Raw genomic sequence first — 14,758 nt, forward strand, 5'->3', positions numbered from 1 at the left:
TGATCGATCATGGATCTATGTTGTCTGTTCTGGCCTCTTCGCGGGCAAGCCTCGCTCCTACAGGTAGTCGGTGTTCTTTGGATCGACACTCATCCTGTGTAGGAGCGAGGCTTGCCCGCGAAGGGCGCAACTCGGTCTCAAGCCTGATCCAATGCCACACCCGCGCCCACCAGGCCGGAATACGGCGCCGTCACCAGCCACACCGGGATGCCTTTGAAGTAATCGCTCATGCAACCCTTGTCGGCAAAGCACCGGGCAAAACCGCTGTCGATAAAGAAATCGGCAAACCGCGGAATCACCCCGCCGACGATGTACACGCCACCGCGCCCGCCGATGGTCAGCACGTTATTGCCGGCCACGCGACCGAGCCAGCAGCAGAATTGCTCCAGCACTTCCAGGGCAATCGGATCACCTGCCAACCCCGCCGCCGTGATCGACTCCGGCGTATCGAGAACCGGCTCGTGCCCATCCACCGCACAAATCGCCCGATAGACCCGCGGCAAGCCGCTGCCGCTCAATGCTGTTTCAGCACTGACATGGCCGATCTCGTTGAAGATGTGTTGCCACAGTTGAGTTTCCCTCGGACTGCTCAGCGGCAAATCGACGTGACCGCCCTCGCCCGGCAATGCGGCGAAACGGCCTCCGCCCAAGTCAAGCAACGTGCCGACGCCCAGGCCCGTGCCCGGGCCGATCACCACCGCGGGCCGCAACGGCTCCGGCGTGCCTTCGCAGACCACCCGAAACTCGCCCGGTTGCAAACGGGTCATGCCCAACGCCATCGCCGAGAAGTCATTAATCAGCAGCAGTTGATCCACCTGCAGGGTCTGGCAGAACGCCTTGCGACTCAGCCGCCAGTGATTGTTGGTGAACTTGAATTCATCACCGCTCACCGGGCCAGCCACCGACAGGCACACCGAGCCGACAGAACCCAGCGCCAGACCGAGCCCGCTCAGGTAGAGCGCAATGGCCTCTTCGGGGCTGGCGTGGTCGGCCGTCGCCAGCACCTGGACCGATTCCAGTTGATGGTTTTTCCACAACGCGAAACGTGCGTTGGTCCCACCGATGTCACCGACCAAAGCCAGTTTCAATTAAGCGTCTCCAGGGCAGAAGTAAAGGCGCTGGCGCCTTGCTCTGCGGAGCTGAAGGCCATGCGCATGAAACCAAACAGTTCGCGACCGCTGCCAATGTTATTGCCCAACAGGCCCTTGGCCGGCGTGCGCGCTGCGAATTCTTCGGCGTCCACCTTAAGCTCCAGGGTGCCTTTGACGCCATCGACGCGAATGATATCGCCCTCTTGCACCCGCGCCAAAGCGCCGCCCACATAAGCTTCGGGGCTGACGTGAATCGCCGCCGGGATTTTTCCCGACGCACCGGACATGCGGCCATCCGTCACCAGTGCGACTTTGAAACCGCGATCCTGCAGCACGCCGAGGAACGGCGTCATCTTGTGCAATTCCGGCATGCCGTTGGAGCGCGGCCCCTGGAAGCGCATCACCGCGACAAAGTCTTTCTCCAGCAAACCGGCCTTGAATGCATCGGCCAGGTCCTGCTGATCCTGGAACACCATGGCCGGCGCTTCGACGATCTGGTTTTCCAACGCGACGGCCGACACTTTCATCACACCCCGACCGAGGTTGCCTTCCATCACTCGCAAGCCGCCCTCTGGCGAAAACGCGCGAGCGACCGGACGCAGGATGTTTTCGTCGAGGCTTTCGGTCGGTCCTTCGCGCCAGACCAGTTCGCCGTTATCGAGGAACGGCTCCAGGGTGTAGCGGCTCAAGCCGTGGCCCAGAACCGTGTTGACGTTTTCATGCAGCAGACCGGCTTCCAGCAGTTCGCGGATCAGGAACGACATGCCGCCCGCGGCCTGGAAGTGGTTGATGTCGGCTTTGCCGTTCGGGTAGACGTGGCTCAGGGTCGGCACCACCTCTGAGAGGTCGGCCATGTCTTGCCAGGTCAATTGAATCCCCGCGGCCATGGCGATGGCCGGCATGTGCAAGGTGTGGTTGGTCGAGCCGCCCGTGGCGTGCAGGGCCACGATGGAGTTGACCAGCGAACGTTCGTCGACGATTTCGCCGATCGGCATGAAATCGCCGCTCTGTTTGGTCAGGCGCGTGACTTGATGCGCCGCTTCGCGGGTCAGGGCCTCTCGCAACGGGGTGTTCGGGTTGACGAAAGAAGCGCCGGGCAAGTGCAAGCCCATGACTTCCATCAGCAACTGGTTGGTGTTGGCGGTGCCATAAAAAGTGCACGTGCCAGGGCTGTGATAGGAGTTCATTTCCGATTCCAGCAACTCTTCGCGGCTGGCTTTGCCTTCGGCGTAGCGCTGACGGACGTCGGCTTTCTGCTTGTTGGAAATGCCCGACACCATCGGCCCACCCGGCACGAAGATCGTCGGCAAATGACCGAAACGCAACGCCCCCATCATCAGGCCCGGCACGATCTTGTCGCAGATGCCGAGCATCAGCGCGCCATCGAACATGTTGTGGGACAGCGCCACGGCGGTGGACATCGCAATCACTTCGCGGCTCGGCAGGCTCAACTCCATGCCGGGTTCGCCCTGGGTCACGCCGTCGCACATGGCCGGGGTGCCGCCAGCGAACTGGCCGACGGAGCCTATTTCACGCAGGGCTTTTTTGATCTGTTCAGGAAAGACTTCGTACGGCTGATGCGCGGAGAGCATGTCGTTATAGGACGAAACAATCGCAATGTTCGCGGAGTTCATCATCCGCAAGCTGTTCTTGTCGTCGGTGCCGCAACCGGCCACGCCGTGGGCGAAGTTGGCACATTGCAGCTTGCCACGCATGGGACCGTCGCTGGCTGCCCCGCGAATCAGTGCAAGGTAAGCCTCACGCGTGGCGCGGCTGCGGGCGATAAGCCGTTCGGTGACCTCAAGGACGCGGGGATGCATGTGTAGAACTCCAGGCTAACGGATGTGGCGACCTGATTGTCTATGCTGAGCAAGAGCCGTTGTCGATGGAGTGACAGACGGTTTTCTTGTTCGGTCGGACCAGTTGATTCAGGTCACTCGTTGTAGATTGAACAAAATATTGCCATTAAAAAGGCTTGTTTTCTATTTTTTTGCGAATAATCTTGTAATTCCAACAACAAAACGACGGCGGCCCAGGTAAATGACTCTTCGAATCGCAATCAATGGTTTTGGCCGAATTGGCCGTAACGTCCTGCGCGCACTGTATACCCAAGGCTATCGTCAGGATTTGCAGATTGTTGCAATCAATGACCTGGGCGACAGCGCGATCAACGCTCATCTGCTCAAGTACGACACTGTTCACGGCACGTTCGATGCCGATGTCCAACACGATATGGAAAGCCTGACCGTCAACGGTGATCGCATTGCCGTCAGCGCCATCCGCAATCCGGCCGACTTGCCTTGGGCGGTGGAGCAAATCGACGTGGTGTTCGAATGCACCGGTCTATTCACCGACCGGGCCAAAGCCGCCGCGCACATTACGGCCGGCGCACGCAAGGTGATCATCTCGGCTCCGGCGAAAGGCGCCGACGCCACCGTGGTTTATGGGGTTAACCACGACATTCTGCGCCAGTCGCACCAGATTATTTCCAACGCGTCGTGCACCACCAACTGCCTGGCCCCGGTGGCTCAGGTGCTGCACCGCGAATTGGGCATCGAAAGCGGTCTGATGACCACCATTCACGCCTACACCAACGATCAGAACCTGACCGACGTCTACCACACCGATCCGTATCGCGCCCGTTCCGCCACCCAGAACATGATCCCGAGCAAGACCGGCGCCGCTGAAGCGGTCGGCCTGGTGCTGCCGGAACTGGCGGGCAAACTGACCGGCATGGCGGTGCGTGTCCCGGTGATCAACGTGTCGCTGGTGGACCTGACCGTGCAACTCAAACGCGAAGCGTCGGCCGATGAAGTGAACGCGCTGCTTAAAGAAGCCAGCCAGCACTCGAAAATTCTTGGCTACAACACCCTGCCGCTGGTTTCCAGCGACTTCAACCACAACCCGCTGTCGTCGATCTTCGACGCCAACCACACCAAGTCCAGCGGCAAGCTGCTCAAGGTATTGGCCTGGTACGACAACGAATGGGGCTTCTCCAACCGCATGCTCGATAACTGCCTGGCGCTGTGCAACGCCGAATAAGCAACGTCACATCTCGCGTTGACGCAGACCTGTAGGAGCGAGCTTGCTCGCGAAGCGCTTGAGGGCAACGCGTTTACTCGGGAAGGGCGCATTATCGTTAACGTCCTTCGCGAGCAAGCTCGCTCCTGCATTCTCCGGTCAACATACAAGGTATTGGCAAGCCAAACATTGCGTCACAGGCGCATTACGTCTGGAGCAGCAACCGATGATCGGTATCAGCTTTACGCAAAAGACCCTGGCTGCGCGCAAGCGTATTGCCCTGGTCGCCCATGACCACTGCAAGGTGTTTTTATTGGACTGGGCCGAACGGCAGAAAGACAGGCTCGCACAACATGAACTGATCGCCACCGGCACCACCGGGCTGTTGTTGCAACAACGGCTCGACCTGCCTGTGGAGAGCATGATCAGTGGCCCCTTGGGCGGCGACCAACAGCTCGGCGCGCGAATCGCCGAGCAACGGGTCGACCTGCTGGTGTTCTTCTGGGACCCGTTCGAACCGCAGCCACACGACCCGGACATCAAGGCGTTGCTGAGAGTTGCAGCAGTCTGGAACATTCCCGTGGCGTGCAACGAATGCACCGCCGACTACTTGCTCAGCAGTCCGTTGATGGATCAGGCTCATCAACACCGGATCCCGGATTACGCAGCCTATCTGCTGGGCCGCGCATAAACCTTCACACATCAATATTTGGCCATTAGAGCGGATGATAAGCATTACATCCGCTCGAAATGAATCAGATTCCCCCGTGAGCCAATCTCGCCTCAATCACGTCTTCATCCCTTAGCGGATCTCTCTGTTGCGCACGTTGGAGCGCAGGGTCAACGACCAAAATCGTTGCCGAAATTCACCTGAATTTCTTGTCCTTTTCAGGGCATTTTCCTGCGCAAACGTTCACCTGTTGCCGTTCGTCGGACTCGCGTTCACGCAACTTCTGTCCGCGCCGATGCGCATTAAATGGCGCTGAAGGGACTCGGCGAAATGGGTCACCCCGACTCACAGCCAACACTTCATTCATTCGCGAGTTCGCCCTATGTTCGACTCTCTGTCTATCCGCCTGAAAATCGTCCTGCTGTCCGGTCTGTGTTTGCTTGGCGTCATTGCGCTGATCGTTTGCATGAACTTCTACCAGACCAACCAGAATGACGATCTGGTCAGTGCCTCCAGCAGCAAGATGCTCACTGACAGTGTGCAGGACCTGCTCCAGGCCAAGGCTGCCGAGCAAGCGGTGCGGGTACAGAAGACCTTTGGCGAAAACCTGCTGGTGGTGACCGCCCTGGCCGACCAGATCAAGGACCTGCGCACCATGGCTGCCAAGCGCTCGCTTGAGGCTGGAGCCCTGCGTGAAGAGTTGAACCAGAGCCTGAAAACTGCCTTCGAGCGCAACAGCAAGGTATTGGGGATCTGGCTGGCGTTCGAACCCAATGGCCTGGATGGCAAGGACAGCGAGTTCGTCAACGACGCGGCCCGGCAATCCAACGAAGCAGGACGTTTCGCCAGCTACTGGAGCCGTGCCGGAGGTGAGGGGCTGAACACGATCATGGTCGAAGAGGACATGACCAAGACCACCCAGAATATCAGTGGCATCCCGTACAACAGCTGGTACACCTGCCCTCGCGACAGCAAGCGCACCTGCCTGCTGGACCCGTATGCCGATACCGTCGCCGGCAAGGAAATGCTGATGACCACGATTGCCGTGCCGCTGCTGGTGGACGGAAAATCCATCGGCGTGGTCGGGGTGGATATTGCCCTCGACGCTCTTCAAGCAGCAGCGGTGGACTCCCAACGTGAACTGTTCAACAACGCCGGGCACATGCTGATCGTGTCCGGCAGCGGTGTACTCGCCGGTTACAGTGTTGACGCGAGCAAGGTGGGTAAAAGCATCGGTGACACCCTCGGCGCGCAGGGCAAGGAAGTCCTGCAATTGCTCGGTGCCGGCGCACCGAAGATTCTCGAACAAGGCGACCTGATCCGCGCGGTGTACCCGGTCAGCCCAATCGCCGACTCCAAAGCCTGGGGCGTGGTGATCGACCTGCCGAAACAAGTCCTGCTGGCCGATTCGGTGAAGTTGCAAGTTGTCCTCGATGAAGCCCAGCAAAGCGGCACGATCAAAGCCGTGCTGGTAGCGGTCATTGCCGGCCTGCTGGGCCTGTTGCTGATCTGGCTCACCGCCTCGGGCGTGACCCGGCCGATCAACAGTGTCGCCCAGATGCTGAAGGCGATTGCCAGCGGCGACGGTGACCTGACTCAACGCCTGCACTACAGCAAGAAAGACGAACTGGGCGAACTGGTCAGTTGGTTCAACCGCTTCCTCGACAAGCTCCAACCGACCATCGCGCAGATCAAACAAAGCATCACCGACGCCCGCGGCACGGCTGACCAGTCTTCGGAAATCGCCCGCCAGACCAGCGAAGGCATGCAGGTGCAGTTCCGTGAAATCGACCAGGTCGCTACCGCATCCAATGAAATGAGCGCCACCGCCCACGACGTCGCCAACAGCGCCTCGAACGCGGCCAATGCCGCCAAAGGTGCCAACCAGTCGGCCCGCGATGGCATGTCGATCATCGAGCGCAGTACCCGCGACATCAATCAACTGGCCGAGGAAGTCAGTAAAGCGGTGACCGAAGTTGAAGCGTTGGCGGTCAACAGCGAGCAGATCGGTTCGGTACTGGAAGTGATCCGCAGCATCGCCGAGCAGACCAACCTGCTGGCGCTCAACGCCGCAATTGAAGCGGCCCGCGCCGGTGAGAGCGGACGCGGTTTTGCGGTGGTGGCCGACGAAGTGCGCAACCTGGCCAAACGGACCCAGGATTCAGTGGAAGAAATCCGCTTGGTGATCGATCGCATCCAGACCGGCACGCGCGGCGTAGTCGCAACCATGCATTCAAGCCAGACACAGGCTCACAGCAACGCCGGACAGATTCAACAAGCGGTTCAGGCCCTTGGCAAAATCAGCGAGGCGGTCACTGTGATCAGTGACATGAACCTGCAAATCGCCAGCGCCGCCGAACAGCAAAGTGCCGTGGCCGAAGAGGTCAACCGCAACGTCTCGGCGATCCGTACCGTTACCGAAACCCTGACCGGACAAGCCACCGAGTCGGCAAAAATCAGCAGCCAGCTGAATTCCCTGACGACCCACCAGATGAAATTGATGGATCAGTTCCGGGTGTAGCTGCCCCCCCTTACCCTGTAGGAGCGAGGCTTGCCCGCGAATGATGCACCGCGGTATTTCAGACGATCCGCGTTATCGTTCTTCGCGGGCAAGCCTCGCTCCTACAGGGGGATTTCATTCGGGCGGCCGGTTTTTTGAACTATGATCAGGCTCTCATTCCGGAGGGCCTTCGATGACTGATTTACTCACGTCCATTCAAGCCGCGCTCGGCTTGCCCCAACACCCCATTGCTTTCACATCGACTGGCGCCCTGCCTTCGGCGTTTGCCGTTACCGACCTGGCATGCGCCAGTATTGGCGCTGCCGGTCAGGCGGTCAGTGAATGGCTGCAGCAACAGACCGGTCGCCTGCCCGCCCTTGAAGTCGACCGTCGACTCGCCTCCTTTTGGTTCGCAACGTCGATCCGTCCCGTCGGCTGGAGCATTCCACCGCTATGGGATCCGGTCGCGGGTGATTACGCGACCAAGGATGGCTGGATCCGCTTGCACACCAACGCGCCACATCATCGTGCGGCGGCCGAAAGCGTGCTCGGCACCTGTACCGACCGCGCAGGGATGGCCAGCAAGGTCGCGCAATGGGCTAAGAGTGATCTGGAACAGGCGGTAGTGAATGCCGGTGGCTGCGCCGCCGAAATGCGCAGCTGGGCGCAATGGCAAGCGCATCCTCAGGGCCAGGCCGTGAATGCCGAACCGCTGATTCAGTTCAGCACCGGCAACGGTCAAAACGTCAAATCGTGGCAAGGTTCTGTGGCGCAACCGCTGGCCGGGATCAAGGTGCTGGACCTCACGCGCGTACTCGCCGGCCCCATTGCCAGTCGTTTTCTTGCCGGCCTCGGTGCCGACGTGCTGCGTATCGACCCGCCGACCTGGAACGAGCCGGGCGTGGTACCGGAAGTCACTCTGGGCAAACGCTGTGCTCGCCTGGACCTGCACGACAAGACCGATCGAGCCATATTCGAAAGCCTGCTCAAAAACGCCGACGTCCTGCTTCATGGTTACCGTGCCGATGCGTTGGAGCGCTTGGGTTACGGTGTCGCCGAGCGTCAGAAATGGGCGCCGGGCCTGATTGATGTAGGCCTCAACGCCTACGGCTGGAGCGGTCCCTGGCAGAACCGTCGAGGGTTCGACAGTCTGGTGCAGATGAGCAGCGGGATTGCCGAAGCGGGCATGCAGTGGAAGAAAGCCGACAAGCCGACGCCGCTGCCGGTGCAGGCGCTTGATCATGCAACCGGGTATTTGATGGCGGCGGCGGCAGTCAAGTTATTGGGACGAGGCGGGTCGGCAAGGTTGTCGTTGGCGCGAACGGCGAAATTGCTGATTGAACAAGGGCCGGGGACCGATGAGCCGTTGCGGGCTGAGGATGAGCATGATCAAGGGCTGTTGGTTGAGCAGACGCCTTGGGGGCCGGCGCATCGACTGCAGGTGCCATTGAAAATCACCGGCACGCCACTGCAGTGGACGCTTCCCGCTTCTGAACTGGGTTCCCATCGCGCGCAGTGGTGGTGACTATCGGATAGCCTTCGCGAGCAGGCTCGCTCCCACAGGTTTTGTGGTCGACACTAATCCACTGTGGGAGATTCTGGTTTTCGGTTGATATTCGCTTTGCCCTTTCAGTAAGGCGAATACATCCGAGCAAGCTTGCGAGCCAGCATTGCCAGCGATTCGGCCGGGGGTCGACCACGGCCGTGAAACCGTCACAGTGTTGGTTTTAACTAAATAGATACAGCGTAATAACGTTTATTAGATAAGCCAAATCACAGCCATTATTTATAACTGATCAATCTATTAACCCCATGACAAAGAGCGATTTGGTGGGCTAATCCTAATCAATCGATATGATCTGAAAACAAACATCGAAAATTTGCGAAAACGTAAAAACGAACTAGCTTAAAAACTCAAAGTAATACGCATTATTCTCAGCTTTTCTAACCGAAGCCTCTGGAAAGGGCTTTTCCGGCTAAATCGCCATGCCCATAAAAAGGTTCTCGCTCTTTAATCAACAAAGGAATGTGACATGAACTGATCTAAGTCAGCTGATTGAACTGTTAACGGAATTAATCTGTTTTCTTTCTTCTCCTGCATTGGAGTCATGCAATGTCCGAATCCCCCGGAAAACTGAAACTCGGCGCACTGGTTGCGCTGGTTGTTGGCTCAATGATTGGTGGCGGGATCTTCTCTTTGCCCCAGAACATGGCTGCCAGTGCCGATGTCGGCGCGGTACTGATCGGTTGGGCCATCACGGCGGTCGGCATGCTGACCCTGGCCTTCGTTTTCCAGACACTGGCCAACCGAAAGCCTGATCTGGATGGCGGTGTCTACGCCTACGCCAAAGCCGGTTTCGGCGACTACATGGGTTTCTCGTCCGCCTGGGGTTACTGGATCAGTGCCTGGCTGGGCAACGTCGGCTACTTCGTTCTGCTGTTCAGCACCCTCGGTTACTTCTTTCCGGTCTTCGGCGAAGGCAACACCGTTGCCTCCGTGATCGGAGCGTCGGTGCTGCTATGGGCCGTGCACTTCCTCGTGCTGCGAGGGATCAAGGAAGCGGCGTTCATCAACCTGGTGACCACCGTTGCCAAGGTCGTACCGCTGCTGCTGTTTGTGCTGATCGCGATTTTCGCCTTCAAACTGGACATCTTCACCGCCGACATCTGGGGTTTGAAAAACCCGGACCTGGGCAGTGTGATGAACCAGGTGCGCAAAATGATGCTGGTCACCGTCTGGGTGTTCATCGGCATTGAAGGTGCGAGTATTTTCTCGGCCCGCGCGGAAACACGCAGCGACGTCGGTAAAGCCACCGTGATCGGTTTCATCACCGTGCTGCTGTTTCTGGTACTGGTGAACGTGCTGTCGCTGGGCATCATGACCCAGCCGGAACTGGCCAAACTGCAGAACCCGTCGATGGCCGCGGTGCTGGAGCATGTGGTCGGTCCGTGGGGCGCAGTACTGATCAGCGTCGGTCTGGTCATCTCCTTGCTGGGGGCCCTGCTGTCCTGGGTACTGCTGTGTGCGGAGATCATGTTCGCCGCCGCCAAGGACCACACCATGCCGGCGTTTTTGCGCAAGGAAAACGCCAAGCAGGTTCCGGTCAACGCCTTGTGGCTGACCAACGCCATGGTCCAGCTGTTTCTGATCATCACCCTGTTTTCGGCCAGTACTTACCTGTCGCTGATCTACCTCGCCACCTCAATGATTCTGGTGCCTTACCTGTGGTCGGCGTGTTACGCACTGCTGCTGGCGGTGCGCGGCGAGAGCTACGAAAACGATGCCCGAGAACGCTCGAAGGACCTGCTCATTGGCGCCATCTCGGTGATCTATGCGGTCTGGCTGGTCTACGCGGGGGGCACCAAATACCTGCTGCTCTCCGCCCTGCTTTATGCGCCCGGCGTAATCCTGTTCGCAAAGGCCAAGCGCGAAGTCAACAAACCGGTTTTCACCAACGTCGAGAAGCTGATTTTCGCCGCCGTAATCGTGGGTGCCCTGGTGGCAGCCTATGGGCTCTATGACGGCTTCCTGACCCTGTAATACCTGACTCATTTGTCATCTGGAGGATCACTGTAATGACCACGGAAAAAGTTAAGTTCGGCGTACATTCAGAAGCCGGCAAACTGCGCAAAGTCATGGTTTGCTCCCCCGGTCTGGCCCACCAGCGGCTGACCCCGAATAATTGCGACGAACTGCTGTTCGACGATGTGTTGTGGGTTGCCCAGGCCAAGCGCGACCATTTCGATTTCGTCACCAAAATGCGCGAACGCAATATCGATGTCGTGGAAATGCACAACTTGCTGACCGACATCGTCGCCATCCCCGAAGCCCTGGACTGGATTCTGGAGCGCAAGATCACCGGCGACTCGGTCGGCCTCGGCCTGATCAACGAAGTGGGTTCATGGCTGCGCAGCCTGGAGCCGCGCAAAATCGCGGAATTCTTGATCGGCGGCGTCTCCGCTGATGACCTGCCGGACAGTTTCGGCGGCAAGACCATTCAAATGTTCCGCGATTTCCTCGGCCACTCCAGCTTCATTTTGCCGCCGCTGCCCAACACTCAGTTCACTCGCGATACCACGTGCTGGATCTACGGTGGCGTGACGCTGAACCCGATGTACTGGCCGGCGCGTCGTCAGGAAACCCTGCTGACCACCGCGATCTACAAGTTCCACCCGCAGTTCACCAGCGCCGACTTCCAGATCTGGTACGGCGACCCGGACAAGGAACACGGCAGCTCCACCCTTGAAGGTGGCGACGTCATGCCGATCGGCAACGGTGTGGTGTTGATCGGGATGGGCGAACGCTCGTCCCGTCAGGCCATCGGGCAACTGGCGGTGAACCTGTTCAAAAATAAAGCCGTGGAGCGTGTGATCGTTGCCGGCCTGCCAAAATCCCGCGCAGCGATGCACCTGGACACCGTGTTCAGCTTCTGCGACCGCGACCTGGTGACGATCTTCCCGGAAGTGGTGAAGCAGATCGTCGCCTTCACCCTGCGCCCTGACGAAAGCAAACCCGGCGGCATCGACATTCGCCGCGAAGAAACCAACTTCCTCGACACTGTGGCCAAGGCCCTTAACCTCAAAGCGTTGCGCGTGGTGGAAACCGGCGGCAACAGCTTCGCCGCCGAACGCGAGCAGTGGGACGACGGCAACAACGTGGTGGCCGTGGAGCCAGGCGTGGTAATCGGTTATGACCGCAACACCTACACCAACACGCTGCTGCGCAAGGCTGGTGTGGAAGTTATCACCATCAGTGCCAGTGAGCTCGGTCGCGGCCGTGGCGGCGGCCACTGCATGACCTGCCCGATCATTCGCGACCCTATCGACTATTAATTTGCCCACCTCGGCTCGCGCTGCCTTTTACACCAAGGCATGCGCGGCCAAGGGGATAACCGAAACCTAAGGAGATCCAAAATGGCTTTCAATATGCGCAACCGCAGCCTGCTCTCGCTGATGCACCACACCACTCGCGAGCTGCACTATCTGCTGGACCTGTCTCGGGACCTCAAACGCGCCAAGTACACCGGCACCGAACGCCCACATCTGCAAGGCAAAAACATCGCGCTGATCTTCGAAAAAACCTCGACCCGCACCCGTTGCGCCTTCGAAGTCGCCGCCCATGACCAGGGCGCTCACGTCACCTACATCGACCCGGTGTCGTCGCAGATCGGCCACAAGGAAAGCATGAAAGATACCGCCCGTGTACTGGGGCGGATGTTCGATGCCATCGAGTACCGTGGCTTCGAACAGGAAATCGTCGAAGAGCTGGCCAAGTTCGCCGGCGTGCCGGTGTTCAACGGCCTGACCGCTGAATTCCATCCGACGCAAATGATCGCTGACACCCTGACCATGCGCGAGCACAGCGACAAGCCGCTGCATGACATCAGCTACGCCTACCTCGGCGACGCCCGCTACAACATGGGCAACTCGCTGCTGATGATCGGCGCCAAACTCGGCATGGACGTGCGCATTGCAGCACCGAAAGCCCTGTGGCCACACGCTGACTTCATCGCCCAGTGCAAAGCCTTCGCCGAAGAGAGCGGCGCACGCATCACCATCACCGAAGACCCGAAAGCGGCGGTCAAAGGCGTCGACTTCATCCATACCGATATCTGGGTGTCCATGGGTGAACCGGTGGAAGCGTGGGACGAGCGCATCGAGCAACTGCTGCCGTACCAGGTCAACGCCGAAATGATGAAGGCCGCCGGCAACCCGCGCGTGAAATTCATGCACTGCCTGCCAGCGTTCCACAACAGCGAAACCAAGGTCGGCAAGGACATCGCCGCGCGGTACCCGCACCTGGCCAATGGCGTCGAGGTGACCGAAGAGGTCTTCGAATCGCCGGCCAACATCGCCTTCGAGCAAGCGGAAAACCGCATGCACACCATCAAGGCGATCCTGGTATCGGCGTTGGCGGATATCTAAGGACCGACGCGGCTCCTCCTGCGGGAACACGGCCCCTGTGGGAGCGAGCTTGCTCGCGATGACGGTGTGACAGGCAACATTGATGTCGACTGATGCTCCGCCATCGCGAGCAAGCTCGCTCCCACAAAATCCCGCCCCACAGGTGACCGAGTCGCCCGCAACTTCTCTATTTAGAAGGACTCCATTATGCGTATCGTCGTTGCCCTGGGCGGTAACGCCCTGCTCCGCCGTGGTGAACCCATGACCGCGGACAATCAACGCGCCAACATCCGGATCGCCACCGAACAGATCGCCAAGGTCTATTCCGGCAACCAACTGGTCATTGCCCACGGCAATGGTCCGCAAGTGGGCCTGCTGTCGCTGCAAGCCGCGGCCTACACCTCGGTGTCGCCTTATCCGCTGGACGTGCTCGGTGCCGAAACCGAAGGCATGATCGGCTACATCATCGAACAGGAACTGGGTAACCTTCTGGATTTCGAAGTGCCGTTCGCGACCCTGCTGACCCAAGTCGAAGTCGACGCCAACGACCCGGCCTTCCAGAACCCGAGCAAACCCATCGGTCCGGTCTACGCCAAAGCCGAAGCGGAAAAACTCGCCGCCGAGAAAGGCTGGGCGATTGCCCCGGACGGCGACAAATTCCGCCGCGTGGTCGCCAGCCCCAAACCCAAACGCATCTTTGAAATCCGCCCGATCAAGTGGCTGCTGGAAAAAGGCAGCATCGTGATTTGCGCCGGCGGTGGTGGCATCCCGACGATGTACGGTGCCGATGGCAAGCTGCAAGGCGTGGAAGCAGTGATCGACAAAGACCTGTGTTCGGCACTGCTGGCCGAACAGCTGGACAGCGATTTGCTGGTGATTGCTACCGACGTCAATGGCGCCTTCATCGACTTCGGCAAACCGACCCAAAAAGCCATCGCCCAGGCGCACCCGGACGAGATGGAGAAACTCGGCTTCGCAGCAGGATCCATGGGACCGAAGGTCCAGGCGGCCTGCGAGTTTGCACGCCATACTGGAAAAACTGCGGTGATCGGCTCACTCTCGGACATTGAAGCGATCGTCCAGGGCAAGGCCGGTACGCGCATCAGCACGGCGAAACCTGGCATAACTTACTTGTAAGGAGAGACGTCTATGGCAATGTTTGAGCCAGGCCACTTGCACATCGAGCGTCACGCGCTGGACAAGAATGATGTCAGCTACAACGTGCACCTCGACTATGAAGTCAGCACGAACCCCAAAGGGGTGAAAGGAATCCAGTTCACCCTGCATGGCAGCATGCAGGGAAAGGACATGTCAGAGACCTTCTTTCTGCCCAAGGAGGAGGCCTACAACTTCGCCAACAACGTGACGAAAATCGCCGAGAAGTACGGAATCCCAAAGACGCACAGCCAGATTGGCTCGGTCCACAAGCACTACGATCTGATGTTCGAAGACATCCGGAAGCAGTTGGATATGAAATCAGGCGACCCGGTAAACCCCGAGCACTTTGAATAACCCCACCGCCCCTGTAGGAGCGAGCTTGCTCGCGAAGGACGTTAACAATAACGCGGTCTT

At 59.0% G+C, this 14,758-nt stretch carries 10 protein-coding genes and 2 pseudogenes; 10 read left to right on the top strand and 2 right to left on the bottom strand.

Annotated elements, in window-relative coordinates; genetic code table 11:
• Positions 1–137: 137 nt before the first annotated feature.
• Positions 138–1,088 carry a glucokinase gene (locus ACM6IR_RS12250; protein WP_414907937.1) on the bottom strand — a complete coding sequence of 317 codons (951 nt, stop codon included), beginning with the start codon at positions 1,086–1,088 and terminating at the stop codon, positions 138–140.
• Complete coding sequence (edd, locus tag ACM6IR_RS12255) at positions 1,085–2,911, bottom strand: phosphogluconate dehydratase (RefSeq protein ID WP_414907938.1); 1,827 nt, start codon at positions 2,909–2,911, stop codon at positions 1,085–1,087. The genes ACM6IR_RS12250 and edd overlap by 4 nt, the downstream gene beginning before the upstream one ends.
• 220 nt (positions 2,912–3,131) lie before the next feature.
• On the opposite strand from edd, the gene gap reads away from it, so the two are divergent.
• The 10 genes and pseudogenes from gap (at position 3,132) to ACM6IR_RS12305 (ending at position 14,698) form a co-directional block, all read left to right on the top strand.
• A complete protein-coding gene (gene gap, locus ACM6IR_RS12260) occupies positions 3,132–4,133 on the top strand; it encodes a type I glyceraldehyde-3-phosphate dehydrogenase (RefSeq protein ID WP_414907939.1) in 1,002 nt (333 codons plus the stop codon).
• Between the two features lie 205 nt (positions 4,134–4,338).
• Complete coding sequence (locus ACM6IR_RS12265; RefSeq protein ID WP_414907940.1) at positions 4,339–4,803, top strand: methylglyoxal synthase; 465 nt, start codon at positions 4,339–4,341, stop codon at positions 4,801–4,803.
• A gap of 634 nt (positions 4,804–5,437) precedes the next feature.
• Positions 5,438–6,397 (top strand): annotated as a pseudogene (locus ACM6IR_RS12270) (chemotaxis protein); the annotation flags it as partial.
• Positions 6,398–6,772: 375 nt separating this feature from the next.
• Positions 6,773–7,303 (top strand): annotated as a pseudogene (locus ACM6IR_RS12275) (methyl-accepting chemotaxis protein); the annotation flags it as partial.
• Between the two features lie 172 nt (positions 7,304–7,475).
• Positions 7,476–8,807 (top strand): CoA transferase, encoded by a 1,332-nt coding sequence (locus ACM6IR_RS12280; protein ID WP_414907941.1) that lies wholly within the window; start codon positions 7,476–7,478, stop codon positions 8,805–8,807.
• Between the two features lie 588 nt (positions 8,808–9,395).
• Positions 9,396–10,823 (top strand): arginine-ornithine antiporter, encoded by a 1,428-nt coding sequence (arcD, locus tag ACM6IR_RS12285; protein ID WP_414907942.1) that lies wholly within the window; start codon positions 9,396–9,398, stop codon positions 10,821–10,823.
• Between the two features lie 35 nt (positions 10,824–10,858).
• On the top strand, positions 10,859–12,115 hold the full coding sequence (gene arcA, locus ACM6IR_RS12290) for an arginine deiminase (RefSeq protein WP_414907943.1): 1,257 nt from the start codon (positions 10,859–10,861) through the stop codon (positions 12,113–12,115).
• Between the two features lie 81 nt (positions 12,116–12,196).
• Positions 12,197–13,207: an ornithine carbamoyltransferase gene (locus ACM6IR_RS12295; protein ID WP_414907944.1), complete on the top strand. Its 1,011-nt coding sequence runs from the start codon at positions 12,197–12,199 to the stop codon at positions 13,205–13,207.
• Positions 13,208–13,393: 186 nt separating this feature from the next.
• Positions 13,394–14,323, top strand: a complete 930-nt coding sequence (gene arcC, locus ACM6IR_RS12300; RefSeq protein WP_414907945.1) for a carbamate kinase — start codon at positions 13,394–13,396, stop codon at positions 14,321–14,323.
• A gap of 12 nt (positions 14,324–14,335) precedes the next feature.
• Positions 14,336–14,698 (top strand): DUF5064 family protein, encoded by a 363-nt coding sequence (locus ACM6IR_RS12305; protein ID WP_414907946.1) that lies wholly within the window; start codon positions 14,336–14,338, stop codon positions 14,696–14,698.
• Positions 14,699–14,758 lie beyond the last annotated feature (60 nt).

Source organism: Pseudomonas sp. IT-P253, from assembly GCF_949768125.1.
Classification (GTDB): Bacteria; Pseudomonadota; Gammaproteobacteria; order Pseudomonadales; family Pseudomonadaceae; genus Aquipseudomonas.